Source organism: Kribbella qitaiheensis (assembly GCF_014217565.1).
GTDB classification, from domain to species: Bacteria; Actinomycetota; Actinomycetes; order Propionibacteriales; family Kribbellaceae; genus Kribbella; species Kribbella qitaiheensis_A.
On record NZ_CP043661.1, the window covers coordinates 5,443,963 to 5,466,562 of the forward strand.

Genomic DNA, 22,600 nt, shown 5'->3' on the forward strand with positions numbered 1-22,600 from the left:
CACCACCCGACGGCTCACCGTCTGCGGAGAATGTGCTGTGGGGAACAGCATCTGAGCCGTCGGAGGTCGCGCCCGGCTCGGCGACTGTGCCGTCGTCGGAGGTCGCGGGCCGGCTCGGCGACTGTGCTGCCGTCGGTTGTCGCGTCGGGGTTGGCGACTGTGCCATGGTCGGTTGTTGTGGTGGAGGTGCTCGCGTCCCGGTTGGTGTGGTCGTCAGTGTGGGAGTCTGCGCGGGTGGTGGGGGCGGGTGTTGTGGTGGGGCGTTTGGCTAGGTCGGCCATGGCTTGGATGACGATCCACATTTGCTGGATCTTTTCGGCGGTGTGGACGATCCAGAGGCCGGCCATGCCGTCGGGGAGGGGGACGAGGCGGACCTCGCGCTGTGCTGTGGCTTCGCGATGGCGTTCGGCTTCGTTCTTCGCGTCGTAGTGGGCGACCTGCTTGCGGAGGGAACGGAGCAGATTCGCGTGGGACTGAGAAGGGGCGCGCTGGAGGACGTGTGCTTCGACTGCCTTGGCCTGTGCGTCGGTCAGAGGCCGGGTCGCGTCGCTGATCGCGATGGCCTTGGACAAAGTGATCGCGCCGCAGCGCAGTGCGGTGTGGGTCGCGGTCAGCATGCTGGTCAGGCGCAGCGCGGTATCGACATGACTGCTCGCGGTGTTGGGAGACAGCTTCAGTGCGGCGGCGATCTCGGCGATCCAGGAGCGTTCCGGATCGATCGGGCGGCCGTGGGAATCGATCTCGCTGGGGCGGGAGAACTCGGTCGCCTGGGCCTGACGCTGCCGGTAGAACGACGCGATGGCCGACAGCCTGCCCGCCTCGCTCCATGCGGTCAGCCGGCTGGTCGCTTTCATCAACTCGATCAGCGCCATCGGTGACTCCGTCTGCGGGCGCACCTCTTCCAGCGCTGCCGCCAGCTCACCGCCTGGCGGCAGGAACACCCACTCCGGCGCCTTCATCTCGAGCATAATCTTCTCGGCTTCGTCCTGCTCGACGCCGGCCCACAACTCCCACTCCAGCGCGTCGATCCGCGACATCTGAAATCTGGACCCGTCGTCGAAAAGGTCGAACTCGTCGACATACCGCGGACCGCCCGGTGCCTCTGGATCTTCCGGCACCGTGAGCACCCCGGCTTCGATCAGCGCAGCAAGCTCGTCGGCGTCCACCTGCTCGCCGTACCAAGGATCAACCGCCACCGTGCTCATGTGTCTATATTAGAACAGGAGTTCGAGTACATCAAATTCGCAGAACCCTTGTGAGGGGGCGACACAGCGGTGATTCGTTGCCTTTCGCAAGCAGATCTCAAGGGTGGTTCCCGGCGGCGGGCGGTGCTCGATCTGCTCAGGCATGGTGCGGCCGACGTACGGGCCCTGATGTTTGGCCTGTCAGGGGATGGATGGCCGAAGAGCCGGGCTGCGGCATCAGGGGGACAAGTGAATCTTCTGGCGTCGATTGCCCGGCTTGCGAGATCTTCGCGCTCCATCGGCGGGTGGTGCGCTCTGGGTGGCGGTGATCGTAGAGATCGAGTTCCCGCACCGCGCCGCTGTCGAGAGCGCGTTTTCTACCGAATGGCAGCTCGCGGTGTCGCTGACGCGCAATCTCGCATCGCAACTGACTGTTCTTCCGTTTGTCTGCTACATCGTCGGATCGATCGGCGCCAGTCTGTTCAACGGCCTGCTCAAGATCGTCAGCGGGCAGTTGCGGAAGTGGGGCGAAAGAGGCCGGGTCGACAGTTGGGCTGTTCGGAGTTCTGGGCAGCCTCAGGCTGATTCCTTCGCCCGTTGGTTCGACGGAAAGCCGAAGGCTTCGCCGATCGACGGCCACGGCGCTTTCGGTGGAGGAGAGAGCGGTGATTCGGAATTCGCTCGCGATGGCGCCCGAGAGCATCGCCAAGCTTTCCCGGCGGCTGAGATCACCCGTGATCTCCCCGCCACCTTGTTGCAGTTGTCGAAGGAGGCGCCCGATCGATATCAGCAGATCGATCGCCTTCGTGGCGAAGTCGAGTTCCGGATTGCGGTGGCCTTCCCGCTGTTCCTTTTCATCGGACTTGTCTCGCTGGACGGGCCTTGGTGGGTTGCTCCGCTGTTGGTCATTCCGGTCGGCCTGGCCTGGCCGTCCCTGCGCCTTCGGCAGAAGAGCAATGACTTGTTGATCACTGCCGCGCATCTCGGGTACGTCGAGCAGCCGGTTCTCTCCGCGGTACGGACTGAGCTGGAGCCGGACGGGATCACTCGAGATTCTGCTGTGGTCGCGCTGGTTTGGATGAAGAACTTCCTCACGACAGTCGGAGCCGAAGAGCTCGTTATCAAGGATGCCGAGCAGCGGGATGAGTGGGAGAGGGCGAAGTAGTCACCAGCCGGCGGCACACGTGGCCGTGTTGGGGAGGTGCCATCTCTGGTCGCGAGGCGTGGCGGCTTCGGTAGGAGGCAGGCGGCGAGCCGTGGCGTAGACATCGGCGGGGTGGGTGGGAGCGGCGGAGTCGGAGTGACGTAGGAGCGAGTGCGGAGGCGTGTGAGGGTTGGCGTTGGGAGTGGGGTGGGTGGGAGCGGCGAAGTCGGAGTGACGTAGGAGCGAGTGCGGAGGCGTGTGAGGGTTGGCGTTGGGAGTGGGGTGGGTGGGAGCGGCGGAGTCGGAGTGACGTAGGAGCGAGTGCGGAGGCGTGTGAGGGTTGGCGTTGGGAGTGGGGTGGGTGGGAGCGGCGGAGTCGGAGTGACGTAGGAGCGAGTGCGGAGGCGTGTGAGGGTTGGCGTTGGGAGTGGGGGTGGGTGGGAGCGGCGGAGTCGGAGTGACGTAGGAGCGAGTGCGGAGGCGTGTGAGGGTTGGCGTTGGGAGTGGGGTGGGTGGGAGGGTTGGCCGGTGAGTCCTAAGAGCATGGATGAGTTGGTGGCGGGGGACTGGGCTGAGGCGTTGGCGCCGGTTCAGGAGACTGTGGCGCGGATGGGGGAGTTCCTGCGCGGGGAGATCGCGGCGGGGAGGTCGTATCTGCCGGCGGGGGAGAACGTGTTGCGGGCGTTCAAGCAGCCGCTGGACGAGGTGAAGGTGCTGGTGGTGGGACAGGATCCCTATCCGACGCCTGGGCATCCGGTGGGGTTGAGTTTCTCGGTGGCACCTGACGTACGGCCGGTGCCGCGGAGTTTGGGGAACATCTACAAAGAGCTGATGGCGGATGTCGGCGTACCGGCGCCGTCTAATGGCGATTTGACGCCGTGGGCCGAGCAAGGTGTGCTGCTGTTGAACAGGGTGCTCACGGTGCAGCCCGGGAAGTCGGGGTCGCATCGGGGGAAAGGCTGGGAAGCCGTTACGGAGCAGGCGATTCACGCGTTGGTGAAGCGTGGTGGGCCGCTCGTGGCGATTCTGTGGGGTCGGGACGCGCAGACGTTGAAGCCGATGCTCGGCAGTACGCCGTACGTCGAGAGCGCGCATCCGAGCCCGATGTCGGCCGACCGTGGGTTCTTCGGGTCGAAGCCGTTCAGCCGCGTCAACGCGCTGCTGGTCGAGCAGGGCGGTACTGCGGTCGACTGGCGTCTGCCCTGATGGACAAGCCGGTGGTGGAGAAGACGTTCGACCCGCCTGTCCTTGTGCAGCGGATCTTCGCAGGGGTGTGCGGCATCGCGTTGATTGTCCGTCTGGTGGTCGAGCCCAGTCTGCGGAATGCCCTCTGGGTCATCGCCCTTTGCCCGATGTGGGCGTTCGTCGCCATCTCGCCCAAAGCCGGCCGCGACCGGCGTCACTCGGCCTGGGAGCGGTGCCACCCGGTCCTCGGGGGAGGTATCGCGGCGATGTTCGGCGGGATCGCCGCCTATCTGCTCTTCTCGTTGCTCCTCGACGGCTGGCTGAGCGTCGCGATCGCCGTTGTACTGGGGCTCGCCTTTGGTGTGTTGATCGGCTATCGCGCTAGTAAGCGGGTGGGGTTGAGGGGTGCCGGTCCAGCTGTGCCAGAGGTGGGCGTAGCGGCCGGCGGCGACCAGTAGGTCTGTGTGGGTGCCTGACTCCACGATTCGGCCGTGGTCCATCACGATGATGCGGTCGGCCTGCTGTGCCTGGGTCAGGCGTGGGCCACGATCAGCGTGGTACGGCCTTCGGTGGCTGCGGGCTGGCTCGTTCGAGATCGCGTGCATCCGCGCTGCCCGCCTCGGCAGTTGCTTCATCCAGTACTGCGACCGCCGGGTCGGCCAGCGCCAGTCGCGCCAATGCAACCCGTAGCGCCTGGGCGCCGGTCAGCTGATGACCGTTCTCGCCCACCTCGGTGTCCAGTCCCTCGGGCAGCGCCTTGACCCACGCGAGCGCTCCGACCAACTCCAGCGCTTCCGAGAACTCGTCGGCACTCGCGTCCGCCCGTGCCAGCCGTACGTCGTTCACCAGCGGCCCGGAGAACACGTGGATCCCCTGACTGAGCAGGGCCCAACCGTGATCTTCCCATCGATTGACACCGCCGTGATATCTCCGTACGGTCTCGCGTTAATAGGAAACTTTCCTAACAGTTGAGATCGAGGTCGGAAGAAGGGCGGATTCGAGTGGCAAGCACCCCCGGGACGCCCCGTCTGCTCCGCGCGATGAACGATCGCGCCGCTCTCGACCTGCTGCTCACCCAGGGCCCGCTGTCCCGGACCACGCTGGGAAATCTCACCGGCCTGTCGAAGCCGACCGCGTCGCAACTGCTCGCCAGGCTGGAGAGTGCCGGCCTCGTCCGCGCCCGCGGCACCAGCGCCGGCCGGCCCGGTCCGAACGCTCAGCTCTACGAGATCAACGGCAGCTTCGCGTACGTCGCGGGCCTGGACGTCACGCCCACCCGGTTCCGGGCCGCGGTCGCGGACCTGACCGGCAAGGTGGTCGGCACCTTCGAGTTGCCGACCCCCGGCCGCAGCGCCAAGAGCACGGTCGAGCGGGTCGTGAAGACGATCGACGGCGCGCTCGGCGAAGCCGGCCTCGATCGCGATCGTCTGCACCGCGTCGCCATCGGCACTCCCGGTGGGTTCGACCCGACCACCGGCCGGTTGCGCTACGCGACCCACCTTCCCGGCTGGCATGCACCCCACCTGCTCGACGAGCTCGCCGAAGCCATCGCCGTACCGCTCGAGGTCGAGAACGACGTGAACCTCGCAGCTGTGGCCGAACGGCAGGTCGGGCACGCGCAGGACAGCGACAACTTCGTGCTGCTGTGGGGCGAGGAGGGCATCGGCGCCGCGATAGTGATCGGTGGCCGGCTGCTCCGCGGCGCGACCGGCGGCGCCGGCGAGGTCGCCTTCCTGCCACTGCCCGGTACACCGCTGGTCCGCAACGTCGGCCGCAACAACGCCGGTGGTTTCCAGGAGCTCGCCGGCGGTGAGCCGGTCCTCGAACTGGCCCGCACGCTAGGCCTCAAAGCCCGTACGCCGGAAGCCGCGATCAGCGTCGCGCTGCACACCCCCGGCGCTGGCGACACCATGCTGAACGAGTTCGCGCATCGCCTCGCGGTCGGCCTGGCCGCGATCGTCGCCGTGGTCGACCCGGAGCTGATCGTGCTCTCCGGAGGGGTGATCACGGCCGGCGGTGAGCGGCTGCGCGGACTCGTCCAGAACGAACTCGCCGAGCTCGCAGTGCCGCGACCCCGGTTGCTGATGACCGCCATCCATACCGATCCAGTACTCGCCGGGGCCCTGCAATCCGCCCTGAGCGCCACCCGCGACGCGGTTTTCGACACCGCCGGCCCGACGAGCGGGGGCAGTACCGACTAGACCGCCAGACCAGACACCTCACCCGGACAGGGAAAGCCGACCTGCGCCGGTGGATCCGCACACCCTCATGAACGCCAGATCAGGAGAATCGGAAATGCCCCGAGTTCACAGAGCCGTCATCGCCGCCGCGGCGATCGCGCTGCTCGGTACCGCCTGCACCGGTACGTCGGCCGCGCCGAAGGCCAGCGACGACGCCACCCAAGAGACCACGATCACCTTCTGGCACGGCTGGAGCGCGCCGAGCGAGGTGGCCGCCATCGATGCCAACATCAAGGCGTTCGAGGCGAAGTTCCCCAACATCAAGGTGAAGGTGGTCGGCAACATCGCCGACGACAAGATCAAGCAGGCGCTGCGCGCGGGCGGCCCGAACTCGCCCGACGTGGTGTCGTCGTTCACCACCGACAACGTCGGCACGTTCTGTGCGTCGCACGTGTTCGCGGACCTGAAGCCCTTCTTGGACAAGTCCGGTGTGGATCTGGACAAGACCTTCCCGAAGCCGCTGCAGGACTACACGCAGTTCCACGGCACCCGCTGCACGCTGCCGCTGCTGAACGACGCGTACGGCCTGTACTACAACAAGGACGCGTTCAAGGCGGCCGGGATCGCGAACCCGCCGAAGACGATGTCCGAGTTCGACGCGGCCGCGAAGAAGCTGACCAAGGTCAAGGGTGACGGCTTCTCCCAGCTCGGCTTCATGCCGAACTTCCACGGCTTCGAGTCCACCACCACGCACTTCGCGGCGCAGTGGAACCCGACCTACTTCACCGGTGAGGGCAAGTCGAACCTGGCCGCCGACCCGGCCTTCGCCAGCATGCTGAAGTGGCAGGGCAACCTGGTCAAGGAGCTCGGCGGCTTCGCCAAGCTGGAGAAGTACCGGGCCGCCTTCGGTGACGAGTTCGGTGCCAAGAACCCGTTCCACACCGGCCAGGTCGCGATGGCGATCGACGGTGAGTGGCGGCTCGGGATGGCCAAGGAGGCCGGGGTCAAGTTCACCATCGGCGTCGCGCCGTTCCCGGTCCCGGACGACCAGGCCGACAGCTACGGCAAGGGCTACCTGTCCGGCACCATCGTCGGCATCGCGAACACCAGCCAGAAGCAGAACGCGGCCTGGGAGCTGGTCAAGTTCATGACCACCGACACCGATGCCGTGGTCAGCTTCGCCAACGCGATCCACAACGTGCCGTCCACGCTGGACGCGCTGAAGTCGCCCAAACTGGTGGCGGACGAGAACTTCAAGACGTTCCTCGAGATCGCCCAGCACGAGAAGAGCAGCACCACGCCGGCCAGCTCGAACGGCGGCGCCTACCAGCTCACCCTGCAGGACTTCGGCTACGCCTTCGAGGCCGGTAAGCAGACAGACCTCGCGGCCGGCCTGGCGAAGACCGACGCGCAGGTCGACAAGGACATCGCGCAGGCGAAGTGACATGACGATCATCTCGGTAGGACTATTACGCAAGCGCCGCCGCGAACGGCTGCGCAACCTCGCTTTCCTGTCCCCGTGGCTGATCGGGGTCAGCGTCTTCTTCCTCTACCCGCTGCTCTCGACGGTCTACTTCAGCTTCATGAAGTACGACGGGTTCACACCGCCGACCTGGGTCGGGCTGAAGAACTGGACCTACGTCTTCAGCGACTACCCGTTCTTCTGGCCCGCGCTCCGCAACACCCTGTGGCTCGTCATCGTGATGGTGTCGCTGCGGGTGCTGTTCGGCCTCGGCATCGGCCTGCTGATCACCAAGGTGAAGACCGGCGCCGGATTCTTCCGGACCGCCTTCTACCTGCCGTACCTGGCGCCGCCGGTGGCCGCGACGATGGCGTTCGCGTTCCTGCTCAACCCGGGCACCGGGCCGGTGAACAACATCCTCGGCTCGCTCGGGCTGCCGCAGCCGGGCTGGTTCAACGATCCGCACTGGTCCAAGCCGGCGCTGACTCTCCTTGCCCTGTGGGGAATCGGCGACCTGATGGTGATCTTCATGGCCTCGCTGCTCGATGTGCCGATGGACCAGTACGAGGCGGCCTCGCTCGACGGCGCGGGCTGGTGGCAGCGGTTCCGGTTCGTCACGATGCCGAACATCCAGCCGATCGTGTTGTTCGCGGTCATCACCGGCGTGATCCAGACCATGCAGTACTACACGCAACCACTCGTCGCGGGAAAAGTCGCGAGCGGTGTCATCGGTGGCTCGGGGCAGCAGTTCGAGCCGGGCTACCCGGAGAAGTCGACGCTGACCCTGCCGCAACTCGTGTACCACCTGGGTTTCCAGCGGTTCGACACCGGTGGTGCCTGCGTGATCGCGCTGGTGCTGTTCGCGCTGGCGATGGTGTTCACGGCGTTCTTGATGCGCCGCGGCAGTGGCTTCCTGGCCACGGACGACTAGGGGACTGCTTGCCATGAGCAACTTACTGATCGATCGCGAGCCGGAGGTTCCGGTGGCCCCGGCCCCCGGTCTGACAGCGGCGGGACGCGCGGCACGCCGTACGAGGTTCCTGAACTGGGTCGCGGTGCACTCGTTGGCGCTAGCGGCGGCGCTGTTCTTCGTGCTGCCGTTCGTGTTCGTCTTCCTGACCGCACTGATGAGCGACCAGCAGGCCCTGACCCGCGACCTGTGGCCGGACACCTGGCACTGGGAGAACCTGCGCACGGTGTGGGACACCCCGGGCTTCCTGACCTGGTGGAAGAACACCATCCTGTACGCCGGGCTGGGTACCGTGCTGACGCTGGTCTCGAGTATCCCGGTCGCCTACGCGCTGGCCCGGTTCAAGTTCCGCGGCCGCAACTTCGCGATGCTGCTGGTGATCTCCACGATGATGCTGCCGCCCCAGGTCGTGATCGTGCCGATGTACCTGTTCTGGGCCAAGCAGTTGCACCTGTCCGGAACGTTGTGGCCGCTGATCATCCCGATGGCGTTCACGGACGCGTTCTCGATCTTCCTGCTACGCCAGTTCCTGCTGACCATCCCGAAGGAGTACGTCGACGCGGCCAAGGTGGACGGCTGCGGCGACCTCAAGGCGCTGCTCCGGATCGTGCTGCCGATGGCCAAACCAGCCGTCGCGGCGGTCGCGCTGTTCCAGTTCTTCTCTTGTTGGAACGACTACTTCGGACCGCAGATCTACGCCAGCGAGAATCCGGCCGCCTGGACACTCAGCTACGGCCTGGAAAGCTTCAAGGGCGCCCACCACACCAACTGGAACCTCACCATGGCAGCGACCCTGCTGGTGATGGCGCCGGTGATCATCCTGTTCTTCTTCGCCCAAAAGGCCTTCATCGAAGGCGTCACACTCACAGGGGTCAAAGGTTGAAACTCACAGTCGTCGGTGGCGGATCCACCTACACGCCTGAACTCATCGACGGGTTCGCGCGGTTGCGTGACTCACTGCCGGTCTCCGAGCTCGTGCTCGTCGACCCGGCGGCCGACCGGCTCGAGCTGGTCGGTGGGCTCGCACGGCGTATCTTCGCGAAACAAGGCCATCCTGGCCGCATCGTCACCACGTCCGACCTGGACGAGGGGATCGAGGGTGCGGACGCGGTCTTGCTCCAGCTCCGGGTCGGCGGGCAAGCGGCCCGGAACTCCGACGAGACGTGGCCGCTCGAATGCGGTTGCGTCGGCCAGGAGACCACCGGCGCCGGTGGCCTGGCGAAGGCGCTGCGGACGGTCCCCGTCGTACTCGACATCGCCGAGCGGGTCCGGCAGTCCAACCCGGACGCGTGGATCATCGACTTCACCAACCCGGTCGGGATCGTCACCCGCGCGCTGCTGACCGAGGGCCACAAGGCCGTCGGGCTGTGCAACGTGGCGATCGGGTTCCAGCGGCGGTTCGCGAAGTTCCTCGGCGTCACGCCGGAGGAGGTCGCGCTCGACCACGTCGGGCTGAACCACCTCACCTGGGAGCGCGGCGTCACGGTCAACGGCGAGAACGTGCTGCCGAAGCTGTTGGCGTCGCACGCCGGTGAGCTTGCCGACGACCTGAAGCTGCCGCCCGAGTTGCTGCTGCGGCTCGGCGTCGTCCCGTCGTACTACCTGCGGTACTTCTATGCCCACGACGAGGTGGTTCGCGAGCTGCTGGAGAAGCCGTCGCGCGCTGCCGAGGTGACGAAGATCGAGAAGGAACTGCTGGACCTGTACGCCGACCCGACGCTGGACGAGAAGCCCGCGTTGCTGGAGCAGCGCGGCGGGGCCTACTACTCGGAGGCAGCGGTCGCACTGGCGTCATCGCTGCTGAACGACATCGGTGACGTCCAGGTCGTCAACACCCTGAACAACGGGGCGCTGCCGTTCCTCCCGGACGACGCGGTGATCGAGGTCCCGGCGACGGTCGGAGCGGCCGGTACGACGCCGTTGCCGATCTCGCCGCTCGAGCCGTTGTACGCCGGGCTGGTCGCGAACCTCACGGCGTACGAGAATCTAGCTCTCGAAGCGGCTCTGAAGGGTGGTGCGGAAAGGGTGTTCAACGCACTGCTGGCGCATCCGCTGATCGGGCAGATCGAGTACGCGAACGCCCTGACCGACAAGCTGCTGGCGCACAACCGCGAGTACCTTCCGTGGGCATGACGATGGTGCAGGGGATTCAGCCGCTCGTGCCGGGCGGTGTGCTTGCCTTCGACGCCGGCAACAGCAAGACCGACGTGGCCCTGGTGTCCGCGGACGGACGAGTGCTCGGTACTGCGCGGGGTGGTGGCTTCGAGCCGCACATCGTGGGTGCGTTCGCCGCCGTCGAGGGGCTCGCGCCGCTCGTCGCCGAGGCGGCTCTCGAAGCCGGGCTGACCCTTGGCGAGGTGCCGCTCGTGCAGCAGATCTCCGCGTGTATGGCGAACGCGGACCTGCCGATCGAGGAGGAGCGCCTCGCTCAGGCCTTCGAGAGCTTCGGCTGGGCCGAGTCCGTGTACGTCGCGAACGACACCTTCGCGCTGCTCCGCGCGGGTGTCGACGAACCGCGTGGCGTAGCTGTGGTGTGCGGTGCCGGCATCAACTGCGCCGGACTGCTTCCGGACGGCCGTACTGCGCGGTTCCCGGCGGTCGGCAAGATCTCCGGTGACTGGGGTGGCGGCCAGCAGTTGGCCGACGAGGCGTTCTCGGCCGCGGCAAGAGCCGACGACGGGCGTGGGCCCGCTACTGCCCTGACGACGGCTCTGCCCGCGCACTACGGGGTCGGGTCGGTGACCGAGTTGATCGAGGCTCTCCACCTTGGCGACATCCCTGTTGCCCGCCGGTTGGAGGCGACTCCGTTGCTCTTCCAGGTCGCGGCCGCCGGTGATGCGGTGGCGGCGGACGTGGTTCGGCACCAGGCGGAGGAGATCGTCGCCATGGCCGTTGTGGCGATGCGGCGCCTCGACATGCTGGACGAGCCGACCGACGTGGTGCTGGGCGGCGGCGTACTGACTGCTGGGCACCCGATGCTGATTGAGACGGTGACGCGGCTGCTGTCGGCCGCTGCTCCGAAGGCGGTGCCGCACGTCGTCGACGTACCGCCGGTGGTCGGTGCGGCGCTGCTCGGGCTCGATCGGACAAGGGCTGTATCGACCGCCCACTCGCAGCTCCGCGCGGCCTTCGCGCCGTCGCCGGCAGCCTGATTTGCGGCTGACCTGAACCGGGTGGTCCGGTCCCGGCCTCATGCGGGACTGGACCACCCTTTCCAGCCGTTATCGGCTGGCGAGGCGTTTGAGAGTTGCGGCGTACCGGTGCGCGAAGAAGGCCTGCGCCCGGCGCCCAACAGGCCCACCGAGGCGGGTGTACCAGGTTGCCGGGCGGCTGTAGGCGCGCAGAGTGAAGAACACCTCGTCGGCTTCGCGAGTGATGAGGAACGACTCCTCGCCCGACTCGGGATGACCGGCCAGCGTGCCGTACGCGAAGCCGACCCGGTCCGGCTCGTCGACTGTCCAGACCACCCGGCAAGGCACCGGCAGTCCGAGCGAACCGACGCCAAGCCGGCCGAGCGAGTTGGTGCCGATCACCGCGGGACTGTCGGTCGCCTTGATCCGGACGCCGGCGGCGCTGTGCATCTTCCAGCTCATCAACGCTTCCGCGGCCCGCCGGAACACCTTGTCACCGTGCCCGATCGACTCCCGATGCTCCAGCCGGTGATACCCGACCGGCGTCTTGTCGACACTCGTCGACCCGACCGCGTCATAGCTGAACCTGAGCCCACCAAGATCTGCCAGCTTCATCTTTTGTCCCCTTCAGCCATCACCCGTCGCCAGGCCAGTAACCCACACAACCCGAAGTCAATCGCGATCGCGACGCCGTGTCTGGCGACCATCCACTCCAACGGTAGGTACGGCGTCGAAATCACATGCCCCAGCGCCCAACTCACCGCGAGCAACATCGTCACAACCAGCACCGAGGCGGAGACCGTCAGCAGCACCGCGGTCGGCCGGTCGACCACCCGTGAGCCCGAGCGGCACGATCACGAGCATGCCCAGGCTCACCACCAGATGGATGAGTACGGTCAACTGCTCTTCAGACCGGAGGTCTTGTCCTCCTTGAGGGCCTGGAAGAGGGCCTTGGCCTTGGCGGTGTCCCACTTGACGGCGGAGCCTGCCGGCGTGCTCAGGTTGGTGTCGGAGATCGGCACGGTCAGAGTGACGCCGTTACCGCCGCCGGCGACCGCCTTCATCGCCTTGGCGAACTTGAACAGGTCGAACGGCCCCATGTCGTTGTCGATGGTCAGGGCGTCGGCGCTCGCCGTGCCGACCTTGTAGTAGCGGAGCGGATTGAGGACCGTCTTCGGCGAAACCGCCTTGTCCGCGACGGCTCCGATCATCTCGCGCTGACGCTGCACCCGGCCGAGGTCGCCGAGCGGGTCGGAGTACCGGGCCCGGACATAGCCCAGGGCCTTGGTGCCGTCCAGCTTCTGGCAGCCCTTCGGCAGGTTGATGTGCGCCTTCTGGTCTTTCATTGCCTTTGGCAAGCACATCTGCACGCCGCCGACACTGTCGATGATGGAGGCGAAGCCGCCGAACCCGACCTCGACGTAGTGATCGACGTGCAGCCCGGTGACGCCCTCGATGGTCTGGATCAGCAACTTCGGTCCGCCGAAGGAGAAGGCGGCGTTGATCTTGTTCTTCCCGTGCCCGGGAATCGCGACGTAGCTGTCCCGCGGGATGCTGATCAGCGCGGTCGGCCCGGACTCGGGGACGTGCAGCAGCATGATCGTGTCGGTGCGCTGGCCTGCCGAGCTGCCGGTGCCGAGCTTCTTCTTCTCGGCGGCACTGAGGCCCTCGCGGCTGTCGGAGCCGACCATCAGGTACGTCGTACCGGGGGTCTCGGCCGGGCGCTGACCGGCGGGGAACGCGTCGACCTTGTCGATCCGGCTCCACGCGTACAGCGGGACGCAGATCAGCATCAGCAGGAACAACAGGACGATCAGTCCGATGAGCCGGCCGAACCAGTTGCGACGCTTCTTGCGAACGGGCCGACTGACATAGCGCGGGTCGATGGGCTGGGGTTGACTCATACCCCGACCGTATCGGGAACCGGCGGCCCACCGCGTCACTCCGGCGGAGGGTTCTGCCCCGATACTTTCAGACCGGGCTGCGGCGCGGCCTCCGTCAAAGGGAGGAAATCGGCGCCGCGATCGAACCAAATCGGCGGAACTCGCGTGGTGACTGCCCGACGCGGGTGCTGAACAGCCTGCTGAAGTACGCCGGATCGTCGTACCCGACCTGCCTCGCTATCACCGCCACCGGGAGCTCCGACTCGGCCAGCAGGGTCTTCGCCTCGTTCAGCCGGGCCGTCAGGACCACCTCCTGCGGGGTTGATCCGGTGGCTTTGCGGACCGCGTCCCGAAGTTCGGCGACGGACAACTCCAGCTCGGCGGCGTACTCCTGGATCGACGCGGCCTTGAGCGATATCCGTCCTAACCGGTCGGCGATTCCGTCGTGCGCGTCGTCCGCCGAGGCCGCCGCGATCAGGTCGAAGAGAGCGCCGGCAACCTGTACTTCGGGGGTGGGCGCGCGGGTGATCCGGAGTAGCCGCGAGAAGGCTCGCTCGATCGGCCGCGGGTCGGCGTACCGGCGTACGGGGTGGGTTTGGTCGAGTTGGCCGAGGGTGGTGAGCGCGTCGGTGGCGGGGCCGCCGAACAGGGCCCACGCCTGGTCCCAGTCCGTTGCCGGGCGGTAGCCGTGCAGGACGCCGGGGAAGAGCCAGAGGAGCGCGGGCGCGGCCACCTCGTGCAGCACACGGTCGGGGCCGTGGAGAAGGTGGCCGGTGCCGTGGCGGAGGAAGACGACGGCGTGGCAGCCGAGTGCGCGTTCGGGGGACGCTCTTGGAGGTGTGCGCTGTTCGCCTGCTCCCAGGCAGAAGAGTCCAAGTTGGCGGTGTGTTGCGCTTGGAGTGAGGTAGATCGACCAGTCGGTCATGGGGATAAGAGTCCAAGAAATCGGCTTTCGAGTCCATTCACGAGAGGGTGAGCGGGCTGATGGGATCGGGGTATGCCGACCTCGAACGGGTATCACCTGGATGAATCTGCTCACCGCCTCGGCCGGCTGGCCGCAGTACCGGAACGGGAGGTGGGGGATCGGGATGCGCTGCGGGGGCGCTTGACGCGGGACGGGTATCTATACCTGCGCGGGTTGCTGCCGGCCGCCGGCGTACAGGCGTTTCGGGAGTACTACTTCTCCCGGATCGGATCCGCGGATCGGGCGGAGTTCAGGAAGGTGTTGTTCGGGGAGATCGTGCCGGGGCCGGAGTACGCCGCCTTCTGTTCGCAGCCGGCGCTGCGGGGGTGGTTCGAGTGGTTTCTGGGTGGCGAGACGTTCCTGCACAGGCGGAAGATCATCCGCCGGACGCTGCCAGGGGAGAACGGGATCGGCACGGCGACGCAGGCGCACTATGACCTGGTCTACCTGCGCGAAGGGACCGACCAGGTGCTGTCCGCGTGGATCCCCCTCGGCGACTGCCCGGTGGCGCGTGGCGGGCTGGCCTACCTCGAAGGCAGCCATCACCGAGTGCTGCGTGAGGAGGCGGCCGGGCGGTTGAAGCGTCCGGCCGCGTCGATCACGGCTGACTTGCCGGCGCTGGCGGACGAGTACGACGCACGCTGGCTCGTCACCGACTATGCGGCCGGTGACGTGGTGATCCACACGGCCCACACGGTCCATGCCGCGCTCGACAACCTCTCGGAGACGCCGCGGCTCTCGACCGACCTCCGCTACCAGCGTGCCGACGCCCCGGCGGACGTTCGCTGGCAGCAACACTGGCACGACCAGGACGGCCTCTGAGCCGCGGCCGGACGGCTGATTTCGACCGGATTCCGGACCGCTCTCGCTAACGACATTCATTTCGGTTAAGGTTTTCGCGACCGGCCGGTGCGGCAGATGGGGTGCCGCTCCGGAGGTCCGAGTCCTGAGGAGAACCGTGAATCGCAACGAGCTGGTCGCCGGTGTGGCAAAGAAGGCGGGCATCCCGCGCAACCAGGCCGAGAAGGTCCTCGACGCGCTCGGCGACGTCGTCACCGAGGCCGTGCACGAGGGGGACAAGGTCTCGCTGACCGGCCTGCTGAGCATCGAGCGGGTACTGCGCGCGCCGCGGACCGGCCGCAACCCGCAGACCGGCGAGCCGCTGTCGATCCCGGCCGGCTACTCGGTCCGGCTCTCGTGCGGAAGCCGCCTCAAGGCCGCCGCTCGCGGCAGCCTCCGCACGATCAACTAGCGAGTTACCGCCGTTACCCAGTACGGCGTGGTCGGCGTGGGCGGAGTGCTGAACCTTGCGTTGGGCAAGTAGATCCTGTTGCCGAAGAAGGCCGCCGTCGTCGGTACGTCGAAGTCCGTGCTGGTGATCTCGCGGACCAGCCGGCCGCTGCGCCCGGACCTGGTCAGGTCCAGGACGGCGACTTTGTTCAGCCGGTTCTGCACGACGTACAGGGTGTCCTTCGACAGCAGCAGTCCGTCGCCGGCCGTCATCACCGCGCCACCGAGGTCGATCCGCCGGGTCACGCCCGTCCGCGGGTCGACCCGGAACAGGAACCCGGTCGACGACTGGACGATGATCAGCGCGCGGCCGTCCGGCGTGAGCGAGATGCCGTTCGCGTTGTTGTTCACGGGATCGTGGACGTAGTCGCCACTGAGCGCGACGGTCTTGACCGCTTCCTGCTTGGGCAGTTTGCCGTTGCGGCCTAGTGGGACTTTGTAGAGCACGGGTTGCCGGGAATCGGTGAACCAGGCGGCGTCCTTGCTCAGGATGACGTCGTTGACGAAGGTCGGTGTCGCGGTGGTGAACTTGTAGCTCGCGAGCACCTTGCCGGTCCTGGTGTCGATCACCCTGCCGTCGCCGCCAGTTGCTCCGGCGACGAAGAGTCGGCCGTGGCTGTCGATCTTCATTCCGAGGGAGGCAGTGCCCGGGCCTTGGCTGATGACTCGGCCGGTGCCGGTGCGGAGGTCGGCCGCGTAGATGTCGCCGTCGACGCGCGATCCGAAGTACCCGGTGGTGTTCTTGATCGCGATGCCTTCGGGCTGGAAGCCGGCGGGGAGTTCGATCCGGGCCGGGAAGCTCTTGGCTGTCGCGGGTGCTGCGGCCGCTGTTTCCGTCCCGAATCGGATCGGGTCGCAGTTCATCGCGTCGTGGTGCTTGGTGGCGTACGAGACGGTCATGGTCCCGCTTGTGGTGGCTGCTGCGGGTGTGGCGGTCGCGGTGGTGAGGGCGGAGGCGGTGAGGCTGCCGAGGAGTAGTGCGGGGAGTCCGAGCAGCGCGGTGAGCGCGCGGGCTACCTGGTGCGGAGAGCGAGGCATGGCGGGGGACCTCCTGGTTGATGCCGGAGCCGCCTGGTGCCCTGGGTCGGCCGACTCAGCGGCTCGTTGACTTTCAACTTATGTCAACGAGCCGGGGAGCTGAACGGTTCAGTGGCCACCGGATTCCGGATCCTGAGTGGCTCTGCCTGCCGGGTACTGTCTTCCGCAGGTGGGGTGTGTCGAACGATCGAACACTGTGTCGCACGTGGAGTAGAGGGAGCACCGATGACAGCTGGGGTCGAATTCAACGACCTGTCCACGACCGTCCGGCCGCAGGACGATCTGTTCCTGCATGCGAACGGACCGTGGCTGGAACGGACCGAGATCCCCGCCGACAAGGCGATCTACGGCGCCTTCCATGCGCTCTGGGACACCGCCGAGAAGGACGTCCGGGCGATCGTCGAGAAGTCCGCCGGAGCCGGCCATCCGGACGGTAGCGAGGCGCGCAAGATCGGTGACCTGTTCAAGTCCTTCATGGACGAGGAGCGGATCGAGAGCCTCGGCGCGACCCCGATCGCCGACCAGTTCGAACTGGTTGCCTCGGTCAAGGACCTGGACGGGTTCCTCGGGGCCCTCGGCAAGCTCGAACTCCAGGGCGTGCCCGGCCTCTTCTACTACGGGGTGGACGCCGACGCCAAGAAGTCCGACGAGTACATCGTCCACGTCATGCAGGGCGGCTTGAGCCTGCCGGACGAGTCGTACTACCGCGAGGACACCTTCGCGACCGAGCGTACGGCGTACGTCGAGCACGTGGCCCGGATGCTCGAATTGGCCGGCCTGCCCGATCCGGCCGGCGCCGCCGAACGGATCATGGCGCTGGAGACCCGGCTCGCTTCGGCCCATTGGGACCGGGTGAAGGACCGCGATGTCACTCTCACTTACAACAAACTCGACCGGGCCGGCCTCGACGCGCTGACTCCCGGTCTCGACTGGTCCGTGTGGCTGGCCGGTGGCGGCGTACCGGAGAGCGCGTTCGCTTCGCTGGTCGTTCGCGAGCCCTCGTACCTCACCGCTGCGGCTTCGGCGCTGCAGGAGATCGACATCGAGGACTGGAAGGTCTGGCTCGACTGGCGGATCGTGCACAGCGCTGCCCCGCTGCTGAGCAAGGTCTTCGTCGAGGAGAACTTCGCCTTCTACGGCCGCGTTCTGACCGGTGCGCCGGAGCTCCGTGAGCGCTGGAAGCGTGGACTCGGCGTCGTCGAGTCCGCACTCGGAGAGGCACTCGGGCAGCTGTACGTCGCGGAGCACTTCCCGCCGGTCGCGAAGGCCCGGATGGTGGAGCTGGTCGCGAACCTGGTCGAGGCGTACCGGCAGCGGATCGACGCACTGGAGTGGATGAGCCCGGAGACGCGGCAGCGCGCGCTCGACAAGCTCGGCCGGTTCACGCCGAAGATCGGCTACCCGGACAAGTGGAAGGACTACAGCGCGCTCGAGATCAGCGCCGACGACCTGGTCGGCAACGTCCGCCGGTCGACGGCGGTCGAGACCGAGCGCGACCTGGCCAGGCTCGGTGGGCCGGTCGACCGGACCGAGTGGCGGATGACGCCGCAGACGGTGAACGCGTACTACAACCCGCGGATGAACGAGATCGTCTTCCCCGCCGGGATCCTGCAGCCGCCGTTCTTCCACCTGGTCGCCGACGACGCGGTCAACTACGGCGCGATCGGCGCGGTGATCGGGCACGAGATCGGCCACGGCTTCGACGACCAGGGGTCGAAGTACGACGGCGACGGCAACCTGAACGACTGGTGGACCGACGACGACCGGGCCGCCTTCGAGCAGCGCGCCGACAAGCTCATCGAGCAGTACAGCCAGTTGGAGCCGTCGGGAGCACCCGGTCACCATGTGAACGGAGCTCTCACCCTCGGCGAAAACATCGGCGACCTCGGTGGACTGTCGATCGCCTACACGGCGTACCAGATCTCACTCGGTGGTGCCCCGCTGCCGACTACTGACGGCATCACCGGCGACCGCCGCTTCTTCCTCGCCTGGGCAGCCGCCTGGTCCTCCAAGGCCCGCGAAGCCGAAGTAATCCGCCGCCTCGCGCTGGACCCCCACTCCCCACCCGAGTTCCGCTGCAACGCAGTAGTCCGCAACCTGGACGAATTCCACACCGCCTTCTCAGTAACGGACTCCGACAAGATGTGGCTGGCCGAGGAAGACCGCGTCCGCATCTGGTGAGCCCTCGCGGGAGGTCGCCCACGCGCCCTCCCGCGCTCGCTCCTCCGTTGCTCCCGCTACGCCCGCTCCCACCCACCCCTCCCCGCCCGCGGGTGCGGCTCGTCTTCTGCCAGACCGCTAGGGAAACTCCGCAGGAGTCACGGTGATCGGAGCTCGGGTCGGGACGCTCCAGCGAGTCGGCTTGTGGACCAGAGGTGGGGTGAGGCCACGGAGGCTTTTAGGGCTGGAGGTTCCTCCTGGGAATGGACAAGCCGTACATCCGCCTGCGTACTCTCCGCCGGTGCCCACCGGAAGTGGGTCGGCTCCCCAGCTTGGTCGAGTGAACTCGGGGCTTCGGACACCCCGTCGGGGGTCCGGGCCGCCGGGGGTCCGGGCACCATGCCCGAGCGGGGGACGAGGCATTCCCGGACCCTGGACCCCGGAAGGTGTCCTAGGCCCACCGATGGCAGCCACCCCCGTTCGCCCCCAGCGCGGGGCGTCTTTGTGCACCGGCTGAGTATCCCGCCCCCCGGGAAACGCTCACTGGATGCACAAAGGCCGGCAACCGACGCGGGCGTTCCGCACCTTTGTGCACGGCCTGAGCAAGCGATCGCCCGGGAACGCTGAGCCGGTGCACAAAGACGTCTGCACCGCAGGCAACGGGGCGTCCCAGAAGCCCCAGCCTCGGAGCCAACCGGCCTGCCCAATCACGCTCCGCGCGACGTGACCAACCCCATAAGGCCCCCGGTGCCCCCGCCCCGACGGCGAACGAACTCCCAACCGATTCCGGCCGGCTGCAGAGCCGCTCCATCGCCTCCCCGCCCCTGCGGGCGAAAGTACTACCGCCAACGCCGCCGCTACCACCAACGCGGCACAGGACAAACACCCGAGACCAACTTGTCCAGCACGTACAAACAGTCCTGGCTCCTTCGATCCCGGCGAGGAGTGCAATGCCGCAGCGCAAGATCTCGTCGACAACTCGCCAGGCCAAGGGATCCGCATCTGGTACCGGAACTGCCCGAAGGGCACGGTCACTCTCCGCATGCACAGGATCTTCGACACCCGGGTCACCGCGATCGTCACCGTCCGCGCTGACGACGAGCGGACTGCGCGGAAAGTGCTGGACTACGTCAAGGTCGACTGAGCACAGCCCTCATCAGGCCCGCTTTCAAAGGTGCGACGTGGTTTCCGGACGCTCGGGCTGGCCGTTTCGTACGGATCGTGCCTACGGCAACGTGCTGAAGCGGTTGGGTGAGGAGCAGGTTCAGGAACTGCTCGTGGGTGCTTTCGAGATCGACGAACTCGGTGTACTCGCAGGGACCAGAGGAACAGGGCTCGGGCGGCGGCTGCTCACGAAAGCCGTCGAGGATCAGGGGTCGCGAGCATGGTTGCTCACCTGGAACCAGGCGCACGACACCATCGCCTTCTACCGCCGGATCGGCTGGAAGGAACCGGTGGTCCGCGGTTCTGAGACCGACATCGTCGTGTTCCTGTCTCCGGATCATTCGAAGGCTTAGTAGGTTCCGGTGGTGCCTAGGTCTGTGTAGTGGGCAAGGCGCGGATCGTCAGGATCCCCGCCGGCTTGTACTACGAAGTCGCGCGCGGCCGGCTCCCCGCCGTACTGGGGATTGAGCGGCCCGGCGAGACTCCTGTGCATCAAGGCGAAGTCGACGTACGGATCGCCGAGGCCGAGGCGGCTGAGATCGAGTAGTCCACTGAACCGCAGGGTCGTCGGATCGACGAATACGTTCGGCGCCGTGAAATCGCCATGGGTGACAGCCCCACGTGTACCCGGGTAAGGCGAGTCGAACGGGCAGTCGGTCAGCGCGTGCAACTGCCTGATCCCGTCAGCCACAGCAGCCAGTACTGCGGGGCGCTCGGCGGCGGACCATGCTTGGGAGGCGTCGCGCCCGGCCAGCTCGGTGGTGAGCATCCACTCACCCTTCTCGTCCTCACCACGATCGAGGATCCGCGGGCAGGGAATCTCGGTCGTGCCAAGCCACCCAAGCCGATCCGCTTCTGCGCCGATCCCCAGACCTGCCTTGTAATAAAGGACTTTGCCGCCACGCTCCAGCCGCACGACTGCCGCGTCGGAGAAGCCGAGGTCGATCGGCTCAGCACCACCGGCACCAAGCCGATCCATCAAGCTCTGCAGATCCACTCGCCGAACCCTACGTCCCAACCCCGAGCCGAGGTCACCCAATTAAGGGCGGTGGACCACGCAAGAGGTGAAGGCAGTCTCCGAGCAACTCACCAGCCGACGCCGGATTGGTTCGCCGCCGATGCGCCGTTCACGAGAGACCTGGACCTTGCAGCGCCTGCCCTGGGGCGATTGTCGACTACGCCGATTATCGCCGTCGGTCTGTGGGCCCAAGTGGCGGTCCGGCAGACGACTGCCCGCGCGTGGGCATGAGCCGCGACGCAGGAGCGGTGGGGAGGGGTGGGTGGAGCACCCGAAGGTGGAGCGACGGGGGTGCGAGCGCGGAGGTGCGCGGGCGATCTGACCCAGGCGGGGAGGGCGCGTGGGCGTCCTCCCCGTTGGTTGAGGGTTAGGAGGACATCCAGGATTGGAGGGCTTCTACGTCTCGGGGCATGGCGCCGGAGAGGTTTTCGGTGCCGGTTTTGGTGATGAGGATGTCGTCCTCGATGCGGATGCCGATGCCGCGGAGGTCTTCGGGGACGGTGAGGTCTTCGGCCTGGAAGTAGAGGCCTGGTTCGACGGTGAGGACGTAGCCGGCTTCGACGTTGCCCTTGACGTACTTGTCGTTGCGGGCGGACGAGCAGTCGTGGACGTCGAGGCCGAGCATGTGGCTGACGCCGTGGAGCGTGTAGCGCTGGTAGATGCCGCTGCTCGGGTCGAGGGCCTCGTCGGCGGAGACCGGGAGCAGTTCCATCTGTTCGAGCCCGCGGACCAGTACTTCGATGGCCGCGTTGTGGCCGGAGCGGAACGGTACGGCGGGGCGCAGTGCGGCGATGCCGGCGTTCTGGGCGTCGAGGACCAGTTGGTAGAGCTCACGCTGGCGTGGGGTGAACTCGCCGCTGATCGGGAACGTCCGGGTGATGTCGGCGGTGTAGAGGTTGCGGTTCTCCACACCCATGTCGAGCAGCATCAGGGTGCCGTCGTTCACCGGGCCGTCGTTCTCGATCCAGTGCAGGGTGGTGGCGTGCGGTCCGGCGGCGGCGATCGAGGTGTACCCGACGTCGTTGCCTTCCGCGCGGGCCCGGCGCCAGAAGGTGCCCTCGATCCAGCGTTCGCCGTACTTGCGGACCTGGTCCATGTCGCTCAGTACGTCGGAGAAGCCGCGGTGGGTGATCGCGCAGGCGTCGCGGAGTTGCTCGAGCTCGAAGGCGTCCTTGACCAGGCGCAGCTCCGACAGGGTGAAAGCTAGTTCGGCGTCGCGCTCGGCGTCGGTGCCTAGACCGCTCAGCAGCGACTTGATCGAGCTCTCCTCGCCACGGCGTACGCGGGTCGGGACGTCGCTCTTCAGTACGCCGGCGAGCTGGTCGACGTGCCGGGTCTCGATCCCGAACTCCCTGGCCGTCTCGGTCAGCGACGGACGACGGCCGGCCCAGAGCTCGCCGTACATCCGGTCGCGCCAGAACTCCTCGCCCTCGGCGCGGTCGGCCCGGGGACGGAAGTACAGCACCGAGTCGTGGCCGCTGGTGCCGTTCGGCTCCAGCACGAGGACCGCGTCGGAGGTCTGGTCGCCGACCAGCCAGACGTAGTCGGTGTGTGGGCGGAACACGTAGTCCGTGTCGTTGGAGCGCACCTTGTAAGTGCCGGCCGGGATCACCAGCCGCTCACCGGGGAAGACCTGCGAGAGCGCGTCGCGGCGCTTCGCGGCCCAGGTGCCGACGTCGCTGAGCGTGACGTCGGCGCGCTCGATATCGCCCCAGCCGGAGTTCATGAACTGGCGGAGTTTTTCCTGCGGCTCGTTGTCGTGCGTCGCCGTCTTCGGAGCGTTCTCCGTGCTTTCCGTCATCCTCGACCTGTCCTCGTCCTCAGCGC

22 protein-coding genes are annotated in these 22,600 nt (G+C 67.0%); 13 read left to right on the plus strand and 9 right to left on the minus strand.

From position 1 onward, the window contains the following. Window positions 1-14: 14 nt before the first annotated feature. Window positions 15-1,205 (minus strand): DUF222 domain-containing protein, encoded by a 1,191-nt coding sequence (locus F1D05_RS25910; protein ID WP_185443099.1) that lies wholly within the window; start codon window positions 1,203-1,205, stop codon window positions 15-17. A 298-nt stretch (window positions 1,206-1,503) separates the two neighbouring features. On the opposite strand from F1D05_RS25910, the gene F1D05_RS25915 reads away from it, so the two are divergent. The 3 genes from F1D05_RS25915 (at window position 1,504) to F1D05_RS25925 (ending at window position 3,971) form a co-directional block, all read left to right on the plus strand. Continuing rightward, window positions 1,504-2,349 (plus strand): hypothetical protein, encoded by an 846-nt coding sequence (locus F1D05_RS25915; RefSeq protein ID WP_185443100.1) that lies wholly within the window; start codon window positions 1,504-1,506, stop codon window positions 2,347-2,349. A gap of 522 nt (window positions 2,350-2,871) precedes the next feature. Continuing rightward, complete coding sequence (locus tag F1D05_RS25920; RefSeq protein ID WP_185449464.1) at window positions 2,872-3,534, plus strand: uracil-DNA glycosylase; 663 nt, start codon at window positions 2,872-2,874, stop codon at window positions 3,532-3,534. After that, window positions 3,534-3,971 carry a hypothetical protein gene (locus F1D05_RS25925; protein ID WP_185443101.1) on the plus strand — a complete coding sequence of 146 codons (438 nt, stop codon included), beginning with the start codon at window positions 3,534-3,536 and terminating at the stop codon, window positions 3,969-3,971. The genes F1D05_RS25920 and F1D05_RS25925 overlap by 1 nt, the downstream gene beginning before the upstream one ends. Before the next feature lie 91 nt (window positions 3,972-4,062). Here F1D05_RS25925 and F1D05_RS25930 read toward each other — a convergent pair whose 3' ends face one another. Continuing rightward, the gene (locus F1D05_RS25930; protein WP_246485973.1) at window positions 4,063-4,377 is read right to left on the minus strand and encodes an ATP-binding cassette domain-containing protein; all 315 of its coding nucleotides are present in this window, start codon (window positions 4,375-4,377) and stop codon (window positions 4,063-4,065) included. A 176-nt stretch (window positions 4,378-4,553) separates the two neighbouring features. On the opposite strand from F1D05_RS25930, the gene F1D05_RS25935 reads away from it, so the two are divergent. From F1D05_RS25935 to F1D05_RS25960, 6 genes are all read left to right on the plus strand, one after another. Continuing rightward, window positions 4,554-5,714, plus strand: coding sequence for an ROK family transcriptional regulator (locus F1D05_RS25935; RefSeq protein WP_185443102.1), 1,161 nt, complete (start codon window positions 4,554-4,556; stop codon window positions 5,712-5,714). Window positions 5,715-5,808: 94 nt separating this feature from the next. Further along, complete coding sequence (locus F1D05_RS25940; protein ID WP_185443103.1) at window positions 5,809-7,137, plus strand: ABC transporter substrate-binding protein; 1,329 nt, start codon at window positions 5,809-5,811, stop codon at window positions 7,135-7,137. A 1-nt stretch (window position 7,138) separates the two neighbouring features. Then, window positions 7,139-8,086, plus strand: a complete 948-nt coding sequence (locus F1D05_RS25945; RefSeq protein WP_185443104.1) for a carbohydrate ABC transporter permease — start codon at window positions 7,139-7,141, stop codon at window positions 8,084-8,086. A 13-nt stretch (window positions 8,087-8,099) separates the two neighbouring features. Continuing rightward, window positions 8,100-9,008 carry a carbohydrate ABC transporter permease gene (locus F1D05_RS25950; RefSeq protein WP_206685832.1) on the plus strand — a complete coding sequence of 303 codons (909 nt, stop codon included), beginning with the start codon at window positions 8,100-8,102 and terminating at the stop codon, window positions 9,006-9,008. After that, window positions 9,005-10,258: a 6-phospho-beta-glucosidase gene (locus tag F1D05_RS25955; protein ID WP_185443105.1), complete on the plus strand. Its 1,254-nt coding sequence runs from the start codon at window positions 9,005-9,007 to the stop codon at window positions 10,256-10,258. The genes F1D05_RS25950 and F1D05_RS25955 overlap by 4 nt, the downstream gene beginning before the upstream one ends. Then, entirely contained in the window at window positions 10,255-11,277 is a 1,023-nt protein-coding gene (locus F1D05_RS25960; RefSeq protein WP_219732965.1) for an N-acetylglucosamine kinase, read from the plus strand. Before F1D05_RS25955 ends, F1D05_RS25960 begins: the two co-directional genes overlap by 4 nt. A 69-nt stretch (window positions 11,278-11,346) precedes the next feature. Here F1D05_RS25960 and F1D05_RS25965 read toward each other — a convergent pair whose 3' ends face one another. From F1D05_RS25965 to F1D05_RS25980, 4 genes are all read right to left on the minus strand, one after another. Then, window positions 11,347-11,871 carry a DUF1990 family protein gene (locus F1D05_RS25965; RefSeq protein WP_185443106.1) on the minus strand — a complete coding sequence of 175 codons (525 nt, stop codon included), beginning with the start codon at window positions 11,869-11,871 and terminating at the stop codon, window positions 11,347-11,349. Beyond that, window positions 11,868-12,089 carry a YndJ family transporter gene (locus tag F1D05_RS25970; protein ID WP_185443107.1) on the minus strand — a complete coding sequence of 74 codons (222 nt, stop codon included), beginning with the start codon at window positions 12,087-12,089 and terminating at the stop codon, window positions 11,868-11,870. Before F1D05_RS25970 ends, F1D05_RS25965 begins: the two co-directional genes overlap by 4 nt. 63 nt (window positions 12,090-12,152) lie before the next feature. Beyond that, window positions 12,153-13,160, minus strand: a complete 1,008-nt coding sequence (locus F1D05_RS25975) for an LCP family protein (RefSeq protein ID WP_185443108.1) — start codon at window positions 13,158-13,160, stop codon at window positions 12,153-12,155. Window positions 13,161-13,254: 94 nt separating this feature from the next. Continuing rightward, a complete protein-coding gene (locus F1D05_RS25980) occupies window positions 13,255-14,064 on the minus strand; it encodes a helix-turn-helix domain-containing protein (RefSeq protein WP_185443109.1) in 810 nt (269 codons plus the stop codon). A gap of 72 nt (window positions 14,065-14,136) precedes the next feature. Here F1D05_RS25980 and F1D05_RS25985 point away from each other — a divergent pair, with 72 nt between their 5' ends. Then, window positions 14,137-14,925: a phytanoyl-CoA dioxygenase family protein gene (locus tag F1D05_RS25985; protein WP_185443110.1), complete on the plus strand. Its 789-nt coding sequence runs from the start codon at window positions 14,137-14,139 to the stop codon at window positions 14,923-14,925. A 136-nt stretch (window positions 14,926-15,061) separates the two neighbouring features. Then, window positions 15,062-15,355 (plus strand): HU family DNA-binding protein, encoded by a 294-nt coding sequence (locus tag F1D05_RS25990; RefSeq protein ID WP_185443111.1) that lies wholly within the window; start codon window positions 15,062-15,064, stop codon window positions 15,353-15,355. Here F1D05_RS25990 and F1D05_RS25995 read toward each other — a convergent pair. Continuing rightward, window positions 15,352-16,431 carry an SMP-30/gluconolactonase/LRE family protein gene (locus F1D05_RS25995; RefSeq protein ID WP_185443112.1) on the minus strand — a complete coding sequence of 360 codons (1,080 nt, stop codon included), beginning with the start codon at window positions 16,429-16,431 and terminating at the stop codon, window positions 15,352-15,354. The two genes, F1D05_RS25990 and F1D05_RS25995, sit on opposite strands and share 4 nt — an antisense overlap. A 225-nt stretch (window positions 16,432-16,656) precedes the next feature. Here F1D05_RS25995 and F1D05_RS26000 point away from each other — a divergent pair, with 225 nt between their 5' ends. Next, entirely contained in the window at window positions 16,657-18,612 is a 1,956-nt protein-coding gene (locus tag F1D05_RS26000; RefSeq protein WP_185443113.1) for a M13 family metallopeptidase, read from the plus strand. Between the two features lie 1,160 nt (window positions 18,613-19,772). Continuing rightward, window positions 19,773-20,108: a GNAT family N-acetyltransferase gene (locus tag F1D05_RS26005; RefSeq protein ID WP_185443114.1), complete on the plus strand. Its 336-nt coding sequence runs from the start codon at window positions 19,773-19,775 to the stop codon at window positions 20,106-20,108. Here the strand turns inward: F1D05_RS26005 and F1D05_RS26010 are convergent. Then, entirely contained in the window at window positions 20,105-20,752 is a 648-nt protein-coding gene (locus F1D05_RS26010) for a phosphotransferase (RefSeq protein WP_246485974.1), read from the minus strand. The two genes, F1D05_RS26005 and F1D05_RS26010, sit on opposite strands and share 4 nt — an antisense overlap. 388 nt (window positions 20,753-21,140) lie before the next feature. Next, window positions 21,141-22,574: an aminopeptidase P family protein gene (locus F1D05_RS26015; protein WP_185443115.1), complete on the minus strand. Its 1,434-nt coding sequence runs from the start codon at window positions 22,572-22,574 to the stop codon at window positions 21,141-21,143. Window positions 22,575-22,600 lie beyond the last annotated feature (26 nt).